Source organism: Vibrio kasasachensis, assembly GCF_050337565.1.
Classification (GTDB): domain Bacteria; phylum Pseudomonadota; class Gammaproteobacteria; order Enterobacterales; family Vibrionaceae; genus Vibrio; species Vibrio kasasachensis.
On the sequence record NZ_JAKJTB010000008.1, the window covers coordinates 442,348 to 459,205 of the forward strand.

At 44.4% G+C, this 16,858-nt stretch carries 16 protein-coding genes; 10 read left to right on the forward strand and 6 right to left on the reverse strand.

Annotated features, from left to right (window positions below; genetic code table 11):
• Positions 1 to 21: 21 nt before the first annotated feature.
• Positions 22 to 1,086 carry an HlyD family secretion protein gene (locus L4C38_RS02430; RefSeq protein WP_428795921.1) on the reverse strand — a complete coding sequence of 355 codons (1,065 nt, stop codon included), beginning with the start codon at positions 1,084 to 1,086 and terminating at the stop codon, positions 22 to 24.
• A 126-nt stretch (positions 1,087 to 1,212) separates the two neighbouring features.
• On the opposite strand from L4C38_RS02430, the gene L4C38_RS02435 reads away from it, so the two are divergent.
• Positions 1,213 to 2,109, forward strand: coding sequence for a LysR family transcriptional regulator (locus L4C38_RS02435; RefSeq protein WP_428795922.1), 897 nt, complete (start codon positions 1,213 to 1,215; stop codon positions 2,107 to 2,109).
• 12 nt (positions 2,110 to 2,121) lie between these two features.
• Here L4C38_RS02435 and yfbR read toward each other — a convergent pair whose 3' ends face one another.
• Together yfbR and L4C38_RS02445 are read right to left on the reverse strand one after the other, a co-directional pair.
• Complete coding sequence (yfbR, locus tag L4C38_RS02440; protein ID WP_428795923.1) at positions 2,122 to 2,706, reverse strand: 5'-deoxynucleotidase; 585 nt, start codon at positions 2,704 to 2,706, stop codon at positions 2,122 to 2,124.
• Between the two features lie 72 nt (positions 2,707 to 2,778).
• A complete protein-coding gene (locus L4C38_RS02445; RefSeq protein ID WP_428795924.1) occupies positions 2,779 to 3,993 on the reverse strand; it encodes a pyridoxal phosphate-dependent aminotransferase in 1,215 nt (404 codons plus the stop codon).
• Between the two features lie 222 nt (positions 3,994 to 4,215).
• Between L4C38_RS02445 and L4C38_RS02450 the strand changes: the two genes are divergently transcribed.
• The 7 genes from L4C38_RS02450 (at position 4,216) to L4C38_RS02480 (ending at position 11,704) form a co-directional block, all read left to right on the forward strand.
• Positions 4,216 to 5,523, forward strand: coding sequence for an isochorismate synthase (locus tag L4C38_RS02450; RefSeq protein ID WP_428795925.1), 1,308 nt, complete (start codon positions 4,216 to 4,218; stop codon positions 5,521 to 5,523).
• Positions 5,523 to 7,220, forward strand: a complete 1,698-nt coding sequence (gene menD / locus L4C38_RS02455) for a 2-succinyl-5-enolpyruvyl-6-hydroxy-3-cyclohexene-1-carboxylic-acid synthase (RefSeq protein WP_428795926.1) — start codon at positions 5,523 to 5,525, stop codon at positions 7,218 to 7,220. The genes L4C38_RS02450 and menD overlap by 1 nt, the downstream gene beginning before the upstream one ends.
• On the forward strand, positions 7,207 to 7,998 hold the full coding sequence (gene menH / locus L4C38_RS02460; protein WP_428795927.1) for a 2-succinyl-6-hydroxy-2,4-cyclohexadiene-1-carboxylate synthase: 792 nt from the start codon (positions 7,207 to 7,209) through the stop codon (positions 7,996 to 7,998). Before menD ends, menH begins: the two co-directional genes overlap by 14 nt.
• A gap of 21 nt (positions 7,999 to 8,019) precedes the next feature.
• Positions 8,020 to 8,886 (forward strand): 1,4-dihydroxy-2-naphthoyl-CoA synthase, encoded by an 867-nt coding sequence (menB, locus tag L4C38_RS02465; protein WP_428795928.1) that lies wholly within the window; start codon positions 8,020 to 8,022, stop codon positions 8,884 to 8,886.
• Between the two features lie 198 nt (positions 8,887 to 9,084).
• Complete coding sequence (gene menC, locus L4C38_RS02470; protein WP_428795929.1) at positions 9,085 to 10,071, forward strand: o-succinylbenzoate synthase; 987 nt, start codon at positions 9,085 to 9,087, stop codon at positions 10,069 to 10,071.
• The gene (menE, locus tag L4C38_RS02475) at positions 10,071 to 11,453 is read left to right on the forward strand and encodes an o-succinylbenzoate--CoA ligase (protein ID WP_428796022.1); all 1,383 of its coding nucleotides are present in this window, start codon (positions 10,071 to 10,073) and stop codon (positions 11,451 to 11,453) included. Before menC ends, menE begins: the two co-directional genes overlap by 1 nt.
• A gap of 77 nt (positions 11,454 to 11,530) precedes the next feature.
• On the forward strand, positions 11,531 to 11,704 hold the full coding sequence (locus L4C38_RS02480) for a hypothetical protein (RefSeq protein WP_428795930.1): 174 nt from the start codon (positions 11,531 to 11,533) through the stop codon (positions 11,702 to 11,704).
• 26 nt (positions 11,705 to 11,730) lie between these two features.
• On the opposite strand, the gene L4C38_RS02485 is transcribed toward L4C38_RS02480, so the two are convergent.
• From L4C38_RS02485 to L4C38_RS02495, 3 genes are all read right to left on the reverse strand, one after another.
• Positions 11,731 to 12,654 (reverse strand): YeiH family protein, encoded by a 924-nt coding sequence (locus L4C38_RS02485; protein WP_428795931.1) that lies wholly within the window; start codon positions 12,652 to 12,654, stop codon positions 11,731 to 11,733.
• Positions 12,655 to 12,812: 158 nt separating this feature from the next.
• Positions 12,813 to 14,687 carry an MFS transporter gene (locus L4C38_RS02490; RefSeq protein WP_428795932.1) on the reverse strand — a complete coding sequence of 625 codons (1,875 nt, stop codon included), beginning with the start codon at positions 14,685 to 14,687 and terminating at the stop codon, positions 12,813 to 12,815.
• 16 nt (positions 14,688 to 14,703) lie between these two features.
• Complete coding sequence (locus L4C38_RS02495; protein ID WP_428795933.1) at positions 14,704 to 15,294, reverse strand: TetR/AcrR family transcriptional regulator; 591 nt, start codon at positions 15,292 to 15,294, stop codon at positions 14,704 to 14,706.
• A 209-nt stretch (positions 15,295 to 15,503) separates the two neighbouring features.
• On the opposite strand from L4C38_RS02495, the gene L4C38_RS02500 reads away from it, so the two are divergent.
• Positions 15,504 to 16,382: a Tim44 domain-containing protein gene (locus tag L4C38_RS02500; RefSeq protein WP_428795934.1), complete on the forward strand. Its 879-nt coding sequence runs from the start codon at positions 15,504 to 15,506 to the stop codon at positions 16,380 to 16,382.
• Between the two features lie 102 nt (positions 16,383 to 16,484).
• Positions 16,485 to 16,802: a DUF1244 domain-containing protein gene (locus L4C38_RS02505; RefSeq protein WP_428795935.1), complete on the forward strand. Its 318-nt coding sequence runs from the start codon at positions 16,485 to 16,487 to the stop codon at positions 16,800 to 16,802.
• The last annotated feature ends 56 nt before the right edge of the window (positions 16,803 to 16,858 follow it).

Consider the following 16,858-nt stretch of genomic DNA (forward strand, 5'->3'; position numbering starts at 1 on the left):
ACTGATCGTACTGCTCATGGCTTAGCCTCGAGTATCGATCGTTGCTACAACAGATAACCCGGGCAATAGTCGCCCTGTTAATGCATTTTGTGTCGGCAGTATGATTTTTACCGGCACACGTTGGACTATTTTGGTGAAGTTGCCAGTGGCGTTTTCAGGTGGTAGTAGCGCAAATTTTGCTCCAGTCGCCGGCGAAAAGCTATCAACAATACCTTCTAAAGGTTGGTCTGGAAAAGCGTCTAACTCGACTTTCACTGTTTGCCCTTTGTGAATACCATTTAATTGGGTTTCCTTAAAGTTGGCTTCGATCCAAACTTCATTGTTTGGTACCAAGCTCATCAAAGGTGTTCCCGCTTGCACTAGTAACCCTTGGCGCACACTGCGTTTGCCGATAATGCCATCGGCTGGTGCATAAATTTTGGTGTAGTCGAGATTGAGTTGTGCTTGTTCAAGTTGCGCATTCGCTTCGGTGACAGAGGCTTTTGCCTGCTTTATTTGACTAGCGATCACCACGAGCTGATCATTACTTGCGACCCAATTCGCTTTGGCTTCTTCAAGCTCGGCAAGCGTCACTTTTTGTTGTGCTAGCTTACTGTCTACTTCATCCTGTGAAGCGTAATTACGTGTTAAAAGACTGCGAGAACGCGCGACTTGCTGAATTGCTCTATCGTATTCCGCTTGGGCTGAATCTACCCGGCTTTGTGCCTGATTGATCTGGCTTCTTTGCAGGTTCTGCTGAGCCAACAAGTTATCAACACTGGCCTTGGCGACATTAATGTGCGCTAGTTCTTGATCCAATGCAGTTTGATAATCCCGATCATCAATTTCGACCAACAAGTCGCCTTTTGTGACAGGCTGATTATCTGAAACGTAAGACTTAGCGATATAGCCTGACACCTTGGGGCTAATATTAGTAATATCACCTTGTAGGTAAGCATTGTCGGTTGACTCAAAGTATTGACCGTAACCAAACCAATAACCCGAGCCCAAAAGACCTAGTGATAGCATAATTGCGGTGGCAACAAGTGGTGCTTTTTTCCTTTTGGGAGTGGTTACTGATTGGGTAGCAGCACTGATATCAGCCATGTCGTGTCTCATTCTAACGTTATTATGAAGGGACCGAAGTGTAATTTGTTCAACATTGGTTGATAAGATAGGAAAAAAAAGAAACACTGTTGCAAAATTATAACCAATAAGAAATTGAGCCAACGTATGGACTTAAATGCGATTACTGTTTTTTCCCAAGTTGTTGATTGTGGGAGTTTTACTCAAGCGGCTGAAACCCTCAATATGACTAAGTCAACGGTAAGCCGAAAAGTTGCCGAACTCGAACTGCATTTAGGTGTTAAGTTGATCACACGATCTACCCGCAGTTTAGTGCTCACTGCAGAAGGAGAAAAGTTCTATCAATCGAGCTTGCAGATGTTGGAGATATTGAATCAAGCTGAACTGGAAGTTTCTGCCAATCAGGATTTAGTGCGAGGCCCTTTGAAAGTAGTATTGCCAGTCGAGCTGGGGCATCAAGTCCTTGGCTCTTACATTCATCAGTTTTTGCATCAATATCCACAAGTGACAATGAACTTGGAACTGACAAACCGAGAGGTGGATATTATTTCAGAAGGGATTGATCTCTATGCTCAAATTGGTGAATTAGTGGATTCAACATTGGTTTCTCGTCACCTAACCAAGTCTCCTAGAGTCTTAGTCGCTAGTCCGGAATACTTGCGAAAATTTGGTGCGATCGACACTCATAAAGATCTCTCGTTGCCACACCAACAAGTTGAGGTAGTTAATAAGGCAGCACGGATCCCTAAGTGGACGATTAAAGCGGATAATGGCGAAACTTGCCTGTTCGAACTGCCAAATCGTCTTAAGGTGAATACTATTACCGCTTGTCTAAAGGCTTGTCTCGATGGATTGGGTGTGGCGATTTTGCCAGAATTCATTTGCCGAGAGCACTTTGCTAATGGAGATTTGGTTCGTCTATTGGCAAGTTACGAGATGCCTGAGGTCGAAGTGAGTCTGGTTTACGCAGACCGACAATTGATGCCGAAACGCAAAAAGGCGTTGATCGATTACCTATTAGATGCGTTTCAACAGCGCGGTTGAGTGCTATCTGGGTTAGCTTATCTCATCGAGAGAGAGCTCGAAGCTCGGTGCAAAGGTGTTCAAAAAGTATTCCATTTCTGCTGTATGGCGTTCTCTTAGCGTTACATCAAGGCGTTTCTTCGCCAGTGCATATTCATGATTCCCCGCGCTGAGTTCTTCTAAACATTTCAGATAGGCGCAAATAGTGTCGGCTTGCTTAACAATCTCGGCGTCGTCTTGGTGAGCAGATTGGGTAAGCAAATACGGTGCGAAGTCTTGCTGAAATTCTTCGGGTAGCATTGAGAGTAATCGCTGTTCTGCTGCAGCTTCAATTTTTTTGTATTCCTTGGCAATCTCAGGGTTGTAGTATTTTACCGGTGTTGGTAAATCGCCAGTAATAACCTCACTGGTGTCATGGTACATACCAAGTATTGCAATACGCTCGGGGTTCAGCGTACCGCCAAACTTCTTATTTTTGATTAGCGCGAGTGCGTGGGCGACAAACGCAACCTGTAAACTGTGCTCTGAGATATTTTCGCTAGAAACAGAGCGCATTAAAGGCCAGCGTTGAATTAGTTTCATACGGGCTAGGTGGGCGAAAAAATGACTTTCTTGCATAGTACTTCCTTATATCTATAAAAAAGGCACTCAACGAGTGCCTTTAAGAATATGTAATTTGAACTTAAATATCTACTGACTGTAAGTCGATAGGAAGCGCTCAAAGCGACCAATTGCCGTTTCCAAGTCTTCAACGTGCGGCAGTGTCACGATACGGAAATGATCCGGTTTTGGCCAGTTGAAGCCAGATCCTTGAACCAAGAGTACCTTTTCTTGAACTAAGAAATCGAATACCATTTTTTGGTCATCATGGATTTTGTATTTCTTGGTATCAATCTTAGGGAATAGGTACATCGCACCTTTAGGTTTCACACAAGAAACACCGGGTACTTGGTTGATCAGTTCCCACGCACGGTCACGTTGCTCAAGCAAACGACCGCCCGGAAGGATGAGCTCGTTAATGCTCTGGTATCCGCCGAGTGCTGTTTGAATTGCGTGTTGCATTGGTACGTTGGCACATAAACGCATCGAGGAGAGTATCTCTAGACCAGCGATGTAACCTTGAGCACAATGTTTTGGACCTGTAAGGAACATCCAACCACCGCGGAAACCACAGACACGGTAGGCTTTAGATAGCCCGTTGAACGTAACAACTAACACATCTTCGGTCAGTGTTGCGACGGAAGTGTGTGTTGCGCCATCGTACAAAACTTTGTCGTAGATTTCGTCGGCAAAGATGATCAACTTATGTTGACGGGCGATTTCAATCACTTCCAATAGGAAGTCACGGCTGTAGACCGCACCTGTCGGGTTATTTGGATTAATCAGTACAATGCCGCGTGTTTTAGGCGTGATTTTGCTCTTGATATCGTTTAGGTCTGGGTACCAATCCGACTCTTCATCACACATGTAATGCACTGCTTTACCGCCTGACAGCGCAACAGACGCACTCCATAGTGGATAGTCAGGTGATGGCACAAGCATTTCATCGCCGTTGTTTAGCAGCGCTTGCATTGACATAACGATCAGCTCAGACGCACCGTTGCCGATATACACATCTTCAACATCAAGGGAGCGAATGCCTTTTTTCTGGTAGTGCTGAACAACGGCTTTACGCGCTGAATAGATACCTTTCGAGTCACAATAACCTTGTGAAGTTGGCAAGTTTCGAATTACATCAACTAAAATTTCATCTGGGGCATCAAAACCGAATGGGGCAGGGTTACCGATATTCAACTTTAGTATTTTATGCCCCTCTTCCTCCATGCGCTTAGCATGTTTGAGTACTGGTCCCCTAATGTCGTAGCAGACATTATCGAGTTTTGATGACATCCCGATATTTTGCATTGTGTAAAACCTAAAAATAATTAAAATCTTTTATTAAAGTACACCAAAACAGGGTTTGGTAGAATTAAAATCTATAAAAGTCGCTTTTTTTCATCTTGATAGGTTTGTGTGTTATCACAGGATTCTGTAAAAAATTGAGTACAACCTTGATTTGGACTCCCGGTAGAAATACATTACTCAATTAATCCGTAATTTTAGAAATCTCCAGTCAACGAGGTTTATTTGTCATATTTTCAGCAAGCCGTTACCGAACTGATTGAACGAGTAAAGGATGCAACGGACGAGGTGACTCGTTTGGTTCAAGTTCTGGAGTACAAGCCTGATTTTGCTTTCATTGATTGGTTGCAAGCTCAGCCGATTTATCCAAAGTTTTATTGGCAATCTCGTGATACTCGAGAAGAAGTTGTCGCGCTAGGACAACTGCACACATTTACGGATCCCGCTCCTGCTTATGCTTTTTTATCAGGCGAGCAGCGAATTTGGGGTGGGCGTTCATTTGATGGACAAAGTGCAAAAAACCCGCATTGCCCGGAATCTTTTTTCTTTTTGCCGCAAATCGAACTTATCCGCCAAGATCACAAATGGTCTTTGATGGTTAATATTAACGCTTCAAAACAGCGTGTGATTGAAAGCTTACAACAACTAAGGTGTGATGTTCCACGCCTACTGCCACTTACCGCACATATTGATCATATCGAGCACACGCCAACTCAATTTGAGTGGGATGCGTTAGTCGAAAGAGTGCTTGATGGTATACAAGCAAATGAATTTAAAAAAGTGGTTCTAGCACGTAAAACGACAATTGAACTGCATGCCGCGATTTGCGCAGCCCAATTATTGAAATCCAGTACTGAACATAACCAACATAGTTTTCACTTTATGTTGGCGCAAAATGAAAGCCACAGTTTTATCGGCTCGACCCCAGAGCGTTTGTATTGCCGACAAGGCAAAGATCTTTATACCGAAGCACTGGCTGGCACTATTGGGCGCGGTGACAACGCTAGCCACGATATGGCGTTGTCTAATTGGTTGTCTCAAGACCAAAAAAATCTCAATGAAAACCAATATGTGGTGGATGACATTATTGATCGTCTCAGTCCATATTCTGATTTAGTCGAAGTAGAGCAAGATGCCCGTTTGGTACGCCTACGCAAAGTACAGCATTTGAAGCGCAGTATTCATGCTCATTTGTATGATGGTGTTAATGGTGTTCAACTTTTATCAGCACTGCAACCTACCGCGGCTGTCGCGGGCTTGCCTCGCCGAGAATCGATGGCATTCATTCAGAAGTATGAGCCTTTTGAGCGCAGTTGGTATGCTGGTTCTATGGGTTACATTAGCCTTGAACGAGCGGAATTCTGTGTCGCTATTCGTAGTGCACAAATTGTGGGTGACAACATTCAACTTTATGCGGGAGCGGGGATTGTTCCTGGCTCAATTGCTGAACATGAATGGCAAGAACTGGATAAAAAAATGTCGACATTACTTTCTTTGATTACTGATCACCCACCGCTTGGAGTGGCGTCGTAATGCACAACCAAGCAGTATTGAACCGTATTTGGTGCCAAACGTTACTTGAAGAGTTGACGCGTTTTGGTGTAGAGCATATTTGTCTCGCACCTGGTTCTCGTTCAACGCCTTTAACATTAGAAGCCGATGCTAATAGCAAACTCACGCTGCATACGCATTTTGATGAGCGAGGCTTGGGTTTCCTTGCGCTGGGTTTAGCAAAAGCCAGTGATAAGCCAGTTGCACTTATCGTCACTTCCGGTACCGCGGTTGCCAATTTATTGCCAGCTATTGCAGAAGCAAAGCTGACCGGCGAAAAATTGGTAGTACTCACCGCAGATCGTCCGATTGAATTGATTGGCTGTGGGGCTAACCAAGCGATTGTTCAGCAGGGTATTTACTCAAATCACGTGAGTGCAGAACTACAACTACCAAGTCCGTCACATCATGTGTCACTGCGCTGGTTACTGACTTCGATTGATGAAGTGATGTTTAAACAATCGCGTGAAGGCAGTGCTGTTCACATCAATTGTGCATTTCCAGAACCCTTGTATTCAGATCAGCCTAAATCAATCTATCAAGACTATATTGATGCAGTGGCTAAATGGCAGATGGCTGAGGGCTGTTATAGCCAGCAGGTCGTGCCAAGCGCAGTTAATACGTTTGATGTGAATGATTGGCAAGAACGCAATGGCGTGATCATTGTCGGCAGTGTAAGTCGTCGGCAGGCTCAGCTGGCAAAACAATTGGCGAAGAGCTTGGGGTGGCCAGTATTGTGTGACCCACAGTCAGGAGAGAGTAGCGAGTGGGCGCATTATGATGTGTGGCTACAGACACAATCGGGTAAGTCTCTGGTAGAAAAAGTTGATTTGGTTGTGCAGATTGGCTCGCGTATTGTTTCGAAACGATTCAATCAATGGTTAGCAACCGCTGATGTTGAATATCATTATGTTAGCCCGAGTTTGGCACGCAATAATCAAGATCACTTGATGCAAATGCAGCACGTTTGTGAAGTGACAACATGGTTGGAACAGGCTCTGTCGCAGAACGTTCAAGCCAGTACCAGTAACTCCTGGGCGAGTTTCGCGCTTGAATTGAGCAAATCAGTTCGGCAATCGGTGGATAATCAGATCAAGACTGATAGCCATTTGAGCGAAATCGCGTTAGCAACAACCTTGGTTAAGCTGCCAACCAATACCAATGTGTTTTTGGGCAATAGTTTGTTTGTTCGCTTGGTGGATATGTTTGGGCAAGTTAGCAGTGAGGTCTATTCCAATCGTGGCGCATCCGGTATTGATGGCTTAGTCGCGACCGCTGCGGGTACGGCGAGAGCAACAGGCAAACCAAGTGTGCTTTACATTGGCGATACATCGCTACTTTATGATCTCAATTCGTTAGCACTATTTACTGCCCATGAGGTCCCATGCGTCATCGTCGTCACCAATAACGATGGTGGTGCTATTTTCGATTTGTTGCCGGTTCCTCTAGAACAAAAGCAAAGTTTGTATCAGATGCCGCACGGCTACGAGTTTTCCGCAGCGGCGCAGCAATTTAAGCTCGATTATTATCTAGCTGATTCATTGAAGGTCTATCAAGCAAAATTGGAGCAGCACTTACTTAATGGCAAAGGCTGTTTGATAATTGAAGTACAAACCCCACCCGAGCAAGCTTCACAACAGATTAAAGCCGTGGTGATGGGGCTTCATGCTAGCTTATAGTTACCATCGTTCAACGAACCAGACAGAAGATATGCCAACCTTGGTCTTTCTTCATGGTTTATTGGGCTGTGGTGATGATTGGCAAGCCTGCACGAAACATCTTAAAAGCTATTCAATCCTTACTCTTGATCTCCCTGGTCACGGACGCAGCCAAGATATTGTCTGTGAAGATTTCGATCAAGTTTGTCAGCAAATCATAGATACCTTAAATTTTGTTTTATCGCCCAATCAAACTGTCATTATTATCGGCTACTCTTTAGGAGCCCGAATTGCAATGTATGGTATTGCCAAGCATCATTTTGATGGACTAAACCTTATCAAGGTAATCATCGAAGGGGGTAATTTTGGCTTACAGGATGAAGCATCACGCGCTGAGCGTTGGAAAAATGATTGTCATTGGGCAAACCGCTTTAGCATTGAGCCGATTGGTCAGGTATTAGACGATTGGTATCAACAATCGGTATTTTCTTCATTAAATTATGAGCAAAGACAAACACTGATTACTAAGCGCAGTGCTAATCTAGGCGGATCAATTGGTCGCATGTTGCTCGCGACCTCTTTAGCTAAACAACCATCACTGTTACCTGAGTTGAGTAGCAGTGGTATCGATATACACTATATTTGTGGCGAGAAAGACAGCAAGTTCTGCCAGATGGCCGAGCAGAGTCATTTGTCTTTTAGTCAAATTGCGCAGGCTGGGCATAACGTTCATTTCGAGCACCCGAAAGCTTTTGCAATCGACATACTGAATCAAATCAAAGCTCGCATAGGCGAGTAATTAACAACAACAGGAATCACCATGGCTAAAACAGTAGGTATTTCAGAAGAAGAACTATACGCACCAGTAAACTGGAATGACTGCAGCGGTGAATATGAAGATATTCATTATCATAAATCGGATGACGGCATTGCAAAAATCACTATCGCGCGTCCGCAAGTACACAATGCATTCCGTCCTCAAACCGTCAAAGAGATGATTACTGCACTGGCTGACGCTCGTTATGATGAGCAAGTGGGTGTGATCATTTTAACCGGTCTTGGTGAAAACGCTTTCTGCTCTGGTGGTGACCAGAAAATTCGCGGCGATTACGGCGGTTACCAAGATGACGGCGGTACCCACCACTTAAACGTGCTGGACTTTCAACGTCAGATCCGAACTTGTCCAAAGCCAGTAATCGCTTCTGTTGCCGGCTGGGCGGTGGGTGGCGGTCATGTTCTGCATATGATGTGTGATTTAACGATTGCTGCAGAAAACGCTCAATTTGGTCAAACTGGTCCTAAAGTCGGATCTTTTGATGGCGGTTGGGGTGCCTCTTATATGGCACGCATCGTTGGGCAAAAGAAAGCGCGTGAAATTTGGTTCCTATGTCGTTTTTACGATGCACAAGAAGCATTGGACATGGGGCTGGTGAATACCGTTGTCGCTATTGAAGACCTTGAAAAAGAAACCGTTCGTTGGTGTCGTGAAACTCTCCAACATAGCCCTATGGCACTGCGCTGCTTGAAGGCTGCATTGAATGCGGATTGTGATGGTCAAGCGGGTCTACAAGAGCTTGCCGGTAATGCGACTATGATGTTTTACATGACTGAAGAAGGTCAAGAAGGACGCAATGCATTCAACGAGAAGCGTCGTCCGGACTTCAATAAGTTTCCTCGTAATCCATAATTTCGTTTCGTCTCTGTCACCATTAGAGCGGCAGCGGAGGTAAAGGTGTGTATTCAAGGTACGCACGCTTTATTGTTTGCTGTTGCTCAATGGTCTAAAGCCATCATTCAAACAATGAATAAAAATCTATTTTGATGGCTCATTTTTGATGACCGATGAGAAAGGTTGCGAAGTACGATGAGTAAGGGAAATATTGGAATGAAATCAGCCAAGCTGTATCGCTATGCGTTACCGATGGACAGTGGTGTGATTCTACGTGATAACCGTTTAAAAGAACGTGAAGGGTTTATTATCGAACTGACCGATAATGGTCGGGTAGGTCGAGGAGAGATAGCCCCACTGCCAGGTTTCAGTACCGAAACTATGGATGAAGTGTACACTCAGTTGGTCGAACAACTTACTAGTTGGAAGCAAGGCAATACGCCTGACTACCAACTGCTTTCATCTTCGGTAGCCTTTGGGCTTTCAATGGCGTTACTTGAATTAGAGGGTGGCTTGCCAATTGAAGGCGTGTATCGTTCCGCGCCCCTGTGCAGCGGAGATCCTGATGAGTTGCTGCCAAAATTGATGGCAATGGAAGGCAAGAAAGTCGCTAAGATCAAAGTGGGTTTGTATGAACCGATTCGAGATGGCATGGTTGCTAACCTATTTTTAGAATCGATTCCAGATTTGAATTTACGCTTGGATGCTAATCGAGCGTGGACTAAAGAGAAAGCGCTTAAATTTGCTAGCTACATAACCCCCTCTTTCCGCCAACGAATCGAATTTATTGAAGAGCCTTGTGAAACACCAGGAGATAGTTTTTCATTTGCTATTAGCACGGGGATTGCTATAGCTTGGGATGAAACACTACAGCACTCAGTACGCAAGCCAGACTTTAAATTGGATGATTTCAATGGGGTTAAAACTATTATCATCAAACCAACTTTGATAGGTTCTGTGCAACTGTGTATCGAGTTAATCGCGAGAGCGAAGGAACTCGGTATTAAAGCCGTGATTAGCTCAAGTATCGAGTCAAGCTTAGGCTTAACTCAGCTAGCACGCTTTGCTAAGTGGCAATTGCCGGACGAAGTGCCGGGGCTTGATACGGTAGGTCTATTTGCTGAACAGCTTGAAGTCCCTTGGCCTGAATGTCAGTTACCTCTACGCAAACTCACCGACCAAGCTTTGATTTGGCAAGTGTGATGCCATACTCACCACTACGAAATTGGGCTCAATTGAGCCCAAATAATTTAGCACTTATCACACCAAGCCGGCGATATACTTGGTCAGAACTCTATCAAACAGTTCTAAAATACGTAGATACTCTTACCCAACAGGATGTGAAACCCGGTAATGTCGTTACTTGCGTGGGTAAAAACTCAGCTGAATTAGTGTTGATATACCTAGCGTGTATGGAGCTTGGTGTTGTTTGTGCGATAACAATGCCTCAACCACAAGCGACACTACACGGGAAACTCAATACACTCTATGCCGACAATCGAAGCCAACACCTGTGGTGTTCTGACGGTCAGGGCTTCGCAGGGGCGATAATTTTTAACCACACATCTATGCTGCGTAATCCATGTGTTAAGAGTGCTTACCAAGTGGATGCGCTCGCGTCGATTATTTTTACCTCGGGCTCGATGGGTAAGCCTAAAGCCGTGGCTCATTCTCATGCGCAACACTTGGCTTCAGCTCAAGGCTTGTTAGCAGGATTTCATTTTCGCTCGAATGATACTTGGTTATTGAGCTTACCTATGTACCACGTCTCGGGTTTAGCGATAGTTTATCGCTGGCTGCATGCAGGAGCTTCGCTAAAGGTTGGAATCGGTGACTTGCTACAAGATATCCAAGACGTTACCCATGTCTCGTTGGTGGCGACTCAACTCAATCGACTGCTTGATGCGAATACCCCACTAAGCCTTACTCATGTATTGCTTGGCGGAAGTCACGTGCCACTAACCTTAAGCCAGCAAGCGGCTAAGAAAGGCATTGAGACTTGGCTAGGGTATGGTATGACAGAAGCGGCTTCGACCGTCACTGCAAAACGTATTGATGGCAATTACAGTGCAGGTAGAGTGCTGCCAAAGCGAAAGGTTGAACTTCGTGACGGGCATGTCTTTATTGGGGGGGAGACGCTAGCTAGTGGTTATTATTGTCAGGGACAGATAACCCCAATTCAGGATGTGGAAGGGTGGTTTGATAGTAAGGATTTGGGTTACTGGATAGAGAATGGTGAGTTAGTCATTCAAGGACGGGCGGATAATCAGTTTATTTCAGGTGGTGAGAATATTCACTGTGAGGAGATTGAACAAGTACTCAATGCTCACCCTAATGTACTGCAATCGATGGTTGTTGCCGTTGTGAATGCTCAATATGGCGCTCGCCCAATTGCATTTGTGAGTACCAATAAACCACGAGAAGAGATTGATTTTTCAGTATGGCTATCGGATCGCTTGGAGCGTTTTAAGCATCCACAACAATTCTTGTCATTACCTGCAAGCGTGCTAAATAGTGGAATTAAGATGTCGCGAAGCGAGTTGAAACGGTGGGTTTCAAACCATACAGACTTTGAAGTTATTTGATAGAGCGAAACTGAATTTCTAATTCATATGCTGGTAAATCATAATTGGCTTTAGATACTGGTTATATGGATATAAAAATGAAGCTCTTACTCACTTTTTCTGTGGTTTTGCAAATTGGGATAGCACTCCAAACTGACGGGCTTTATCGAGCATTAGCTGAACTGGGCGCGTTTGTTTGTGTTATCGCGCTGGTGGTTCTGTATCGTAAACAGAAGCTTAGAAAGGTCGTTATAGAACCGGAAGAGCTTTAATACAAAGACTCTTCCGTCGGTTATTTTTATTTCAACATCAGCCATGCTAGCGAGCTGGTTGAAATCAGTACCCACAGTGTCACGCCAAAAATAAGCGGCTTCATGCCCGCAGCCTTTAATTTAGAAACAGAAATACCGCAGCCAATCAAGAATAAACACACCACTAATGCGCGCTTTGCCGCATCGAAAATGATGTTATACGCAGCTTCAAACTGCGGCAGCAGATCACTGAACGCGATGGCTGCACAATAAAAAAGTATAAAGTAAGGGATGGTGATTTTTTTTGAATCGTTACGGAAAATAAAGGCACTGACAAACGCAACAGGGATGATCCACAAAGCACGAGCGAGTTTCAATGTTGTTGCGGTGGTAAGCGCGTCTTCACCGTATGCAGATGCAGCCCCGACAACTGATGACGTATCGTGAATGGCAATCGCAGCCCATGTCCCAAAAGTTTGTTGATCTAAGTTTAATGCATGCCCAATTACCGGGAACACAAATAGCGCAATTGAGTTCAGCACAAATACGGTAGCCAGTGCTAAGCCGATTTCTTCGTCTTTGGCTTTAATCGCAGGGGAGATAGCTGCTATGGCGCTGCCCCCACAAATAGCGGTACCGGCAGAGATCAGATAGCCCAGTTTTTTCTCAATTTTGAGTAGTTTTGCAAACCACCAACCAATGACCAATGTACCAACAATTGAGGTGATAATCAGACCGATACCATTGGAGGTTACGGCTAAAGCTTGTTCGAAATGGATACCAAAGCCAAGACCAATAATCGAATATGCCAACAGTTTTTTGGTGATTTTAGCAACGTTAAAGTGACTAGGAACTAAGCCAAACGAAGCCAGGAAAAAACCAATAACTAATGCGGTTGGAGAGGTTACCCAAGGCGTTAAGCAGGCAAGCAGAGCCAGGAAAAAAACAAAAGAGTGTTTATAGTTGTTCATTATTTGAAGAAAACTCAAAGGTGACCGCAAGCGAGAACAGCCTCACTTGCATAAAGGATGGCATTCTAACCAACTTAATGAGGTCAGTAAGTCTGAATGTTTTGAACATTCGTTAAGAAAAACTGAACAACTTCCTAGGTGAGATGATGAATGTCTTGCTAACGCCTATTACTACGCAGTTCGGCCACTGTTTTTTGCATCAATTGTGTATTTGCGTCTTGTGGTGAAACGGGTTCACCTACTTCAATTTCAATTTTTGACCAGAAGCGATTTGGTCGTCCTTGACAGGCTTTGCCTTTATATCGGCTGAAATAACTGCCCCATAGACCTTTTAGAGCCATAGGTATGACGGGAACAGGACTGCGGCGCAAGACAATATCCATTCCACGCATAAAGTCGTTCATTTCACCATCACTGGTTAATCGACCTTCAGGGAAGATACAAACGATATGACCATCATTTAAGGCTTGTTCAACATCAGCAAACGCGCGGCGAATACTGCCTTTGCGCGTTGCGGAGATAGGGATAACACCGGCACGTTTTAAGAAACGGCGCAATGGCGGTAAGTTGGCGTAGTCTTCTTCCATAACAAATCGAATTAGGCGTGGGCATATCGCACTGATCAATAAGGCATCCATATAGCTGACATGATTGCACACGATCAATGCACCGCCTTTTTCCGGCAAATGGTGCAAGTTTTTGTGTCTAACACGGTACATAGTATGGGTGACAACCCACATTAAGAAGCGTACTACGAACACGGGCACTTGGAAGAATAGATAGCAAGCGACGAGAAAGTTGAGTGTCGAGAGCAGTAAGAAAAGTTGTGGAATGGTGAGCTCAAGTAGAGAAAGGCACACAATCCCAAGGACCGCACTACAGACCATAAAGAGGGAGTTGTAGATATTGAGCGCTGCAATAACTTGGGCACGCTCGGTCACTTTGGCTCGCTGTTGCATCAAAGCATAAAGTGGAACGATAAAGACACCGCCAGATCCACCAAGCAATAATAGATAAGCAAATAATGGCCAGAGTTCTTGGTAGGCAATAAACTGTGAAAAGCTGTCAAATTGAGGCAAATTGCCCGGGATAGAGCTTGCCATCAGCCAACCAAAAAGAGTAATCCCCAAGCTTCCTAGTGGCACAATCCCAACTTCGATTCGGTGGCGGGAAAGTTTGTCACAAGTTAATGAGCCTACAGCAATACCAATGGAAAAGAGCCCAAGCAAAAACGAAACTGCACTTTCATTGCCATTGAGGTAAACCTTGGTGAAGTTAGGAAATTGGGTTAGGTAGGCCGCGCCAAGGAACCAAAACCAGCTAATTGCCATGATTGATTGGAAGATCACTCGGTCGGATTTAGCTATCGAAATTGTCTGCTTTGTGTGTTGGATGGGCCGCCAACGAAAAGTCAGATTAGGTGCGGCAGTTGGCGCTTTGGGTATTTGACGGCTAGCGGCATAACCCAATAGAGCGAACAGTACCACACAGACTGCAGCGATGTAGTTGGCGTGTTCCAGCGATGCAATAATACCTGCGCCAATTGTCCCCATTAGGATCGCGAGAAAGGTCCCAGTCTCGACCAAGGCATTGCCGGGTACCAGTTCATTTGGCTTTAATTGTTGAGGCAATAGCGCATATTTCACTGGTCCGAAAAAGGCCGATTGCGTACCCATCAAAAACAGTAATATCAACAAGATTATGTAGCTTTCGGTTATAAACCCGATGGCACCTAGCGTCATAATGCCAATTTCAGCCAACTTTACTTTACGAATAAACCCGGACTTTTCATACTTATCGGCTAATACGCCAGCAGAAGCAGAAAACAAAAAGAATGGCAGGATGAATAAGCCCGCAGCAAGGTTAATGAACAAGTTGCTTGAGACGGGAAGTACCCCTACTCCAGCAAAGGCAACAAACAACAATAAGACATTTTTGAAGATATTGTCGTTAAAGGCCCCAAAAAACTGAGTTACAAAATAAGGAAGAAAACGTCGTTGACGAAGCAGTGACGTTTGGCGTTGATGGGGCATTGCATTTCCCTTTGCGTTACCAGTTTTTCAAATAGTTAGAGAGGAGGTTTTTGATCAGTTCTTTACCGTCGATTGGCTCAGAGGCAAAAAACTTATCATCGACACTCAATAGCGTAATGCCATGCACGCCAGACCATAAAACACGACTAGCCTGAATCACTTCGTTGTTTGTGCGATTTGGCGCAAGTCGTCGGAGTAGACCTTCAAGCATACCTGTCATATTATCTATGCGATCATTTTGCCAATCAGGTAATGGCTCACCATTCATATTGTGCTCAAAAATGAGCTGCCAACGGTGTGGATGTCGTTGGGCAAAGTCATGGTAGCAGTACGCCAGTTGATACAAAGCTTCATTTGGGTCATTACTTTTCCGCACCACAGCTTTAGCTTCACCGGAAAGCTCGTCAAGAGTTTGAGCAACAGCATGAAGCAAAAGTAAATTATAGTTGCCAAAAACATTCACCAGCGTACTTGGTACATAACCAATCATCTGGGCAATTTTGCGCAAGCTCAATTCGTGGTGTGAGCTTTCGTTAAGGAATTGCTTAACGGCTTTTAGCGTAAGTGCAACGAGTTGTTCGCGAGTGTGATCGTTTCTTCGAGCCATAGTGAATAGACAAAAATGAACATTGTTCGATATTCTATGGGGCAGTTGATAGAGCGTCAACTAAACAGCGCCGCAAATTTGCAATATTCTGATACATGATATCAGTTGCGGAATCTATCTTTCTTGTAGCTATAAAGCTAAGATTAAGATCCTAACTAAAACTAATTCGAGTGGGTTACAGACTCAGCCTCGTACCCTAAAGGAAACACATGAAACGACTTTTTTCTCTCGTGGCGTTGTTGATGGTTTCAGTCGCCATTACGCCTATAGCTGAAGCTAAAAGGTTTGGTGGTGGTAAGTCTTTTGGTAAAAGCTTTAAGACGGCGCCGGCACCAAAACAGCAACAACAGAACACTAGTTCGATTGGTAAGGAGCAAACCACGAAAAAAGCGTCAAGCAAAAAAGGCTTGATGGGTGGTATTTTAGGTGGTCTGTTAGCGGGTGGTTTACTTGCTGCCTTCTTTGGTGGTGCGTTTGAGGGTATCCAATTCATGGATATTCTGATCATGGGTTTGATAGCTTTTGTTATCTTCAAATTGATGCGCGGAATGCTTGGTTCTAAGCAGGGTAGTATGAATCAGCATCGCCAGCAGCATGCGTACGACAGCGGTTCTGCACCGAAGTTTGAACAACCTAATGTTCATAACTTTGAGCAACCACAAAATGTTAACCAAGGTGGCTTCGGCGGTTTTGGTACACAGTCAGATGTTCCACACAATTACCCACCAGGTTTTGATCAAGCGGCATTTGTTAATGGTTCTCGTGAGCATTACCGAATTTTACAAGGTGCATGGAACCACAATCAACTAGACACCATTGAAGAGTATGTATCTCCAAGTCTGCTAGCAGACTTGATAGAAGAACGCTCTAAATTGGAAGGTGACCAGCATACCGACGTGATGTATGTGGATGCTGAAATTGTTCGCGCAGATTACGATGCAAGTAAAGCTCAACTTAGCTTGCAGTTCAGTGGTCGTTACCGTGATTCGGTAGAAGGTGTTGAAGAAAATATTGATGATATTTGGCACTTAGAGCGAGACTTAACAGTTCCGAATGCGCCATGGCTTATCGTGGGTATTCAAGGTTAATTGAACTGAACGATTAGAAAAAATGCCCAAGTAACTTGCTTGGGCATTTTTTTATCCGGCGCGTATAATAGCGAGAGAAAAACCAATAATAAGGAAAGCAAAGTGGCTCAATTTAAATACAAAAGTCTGACTCAACAGCAACAAGATTCGCTTGATGCTGCGGTATTTCGTAAGCTGTTAGCGCACCTTGATGAGAATAAAGAAGTGCAAAATATTGACCTGATGATTCAGGCTGGTTTCTGCCGCAATTGTTTTAGTAAGTGGTATAAAGCTGAAGCAGAAATTCAGAATTTGGAATTAGACATTGATGATGCTCGTGAGCGTGTTTATGGCATGACTTACGATGAGTGGAAGCAAAATCACCAACCTGCGGCAACGCCGGAGCAGCTAGCTGCTTTTGAAGCGCGCCAGAAAAAGTAATCCTCTCTGCTGGCTACTTTGATATTGCCGTAGTATCAAATCTATCTCTACATTGT

Coding starts and splice junctions, on each gene's coding strand:
- L4C38_RS02495 (WP_428795933.1), bottom strand. CDS start 15,294: ATGGCTCGAAGAAACGATCACACTCGCGAACAACTCGTTGCACTTACG.
- yfbR (WP_428795923.1), bottom strand. CDS start 2,706: ATGCAAGAAAGTCATTTTTTCGCCCACCTAGCCCGTATGAAACTAATT.
- L4C38_RS02485 (WP_428795931.1), bottom strand. CDS start 12,654: ATGAACAACTATAAACACTCTTTTGTTTTTTTCCTGGCTCTGCTTGCC.
- menH (WP_428795927.1), top strand. CDS start 7,207: ATGCTAGCTTATAGTTACCATCGTTCAACGAACCAGACAGAAGATATG.
- menD (WP_428795926.1), top strand. CDS start 5,523: ATGCACAACCAAGCAGTATTGAACCGTATTTGGTGCCAAACGTTACTT.
- L4C38_RS02430 (WP_428795921.1), bottom strand. CDS start 1,086: ATGGCTGATATCAGTGCTGCTACCCAATCAGTAACCACTCCCAAAAGG.
- menE (WP_428796022.1), top strand. CDS start 10,071: ATGCCATACTCACCACTACGAAATTGGGCTCAATTGAGCCCAAATAAT.
- L4C38_RS02480 (WP_428795930.1), top strand. CDS start 11,531: ATGAAGCTCTTACTCACTTTTTCTGTGGTTTTGCAAATTGGGATAGCA.
- L4C38_RS02445 (WP_428795924.1), bottom strand. CDS start 3,993: ATGCAAAATATCGGGATGTCATCAAAACTCGATAATGTCTGCTACGAC.
- menB (WP_428795928.1), top strand. CDS start 8,020: ATGGCTAAAACAGTAGGTATTTCAGAAGAAGAACTATACGCACCAGTA.
- L4C38_RS02435 (WP_428795922.1), top strand. CDS start 1,213: ATGGACTTAAATGCGATTACTGTTTTTTCCCAAGTTGTTGATTGTGGG.
- menC (WP_428795929.1), top strand. CDS start 9,085: ATGAAATCAGCCAAGCTGTATCGCTATGCGTTACCGATGGACAGTGGT.
- L4C38_RS02500 (WP_428795934.1), top strand. CDS start 15,504: ATGAAACGACTTTTTTCTCTCGTGGCGTTGTTGATGGTTTCAGTCGCC.
- L4C38_RS02490 (WP_428795932.1), bottom strand. CDS start 14,687: ATGCCCCATCAACGCCAAACGTCACTGCTTCGTCAACGACGTTTTCTT.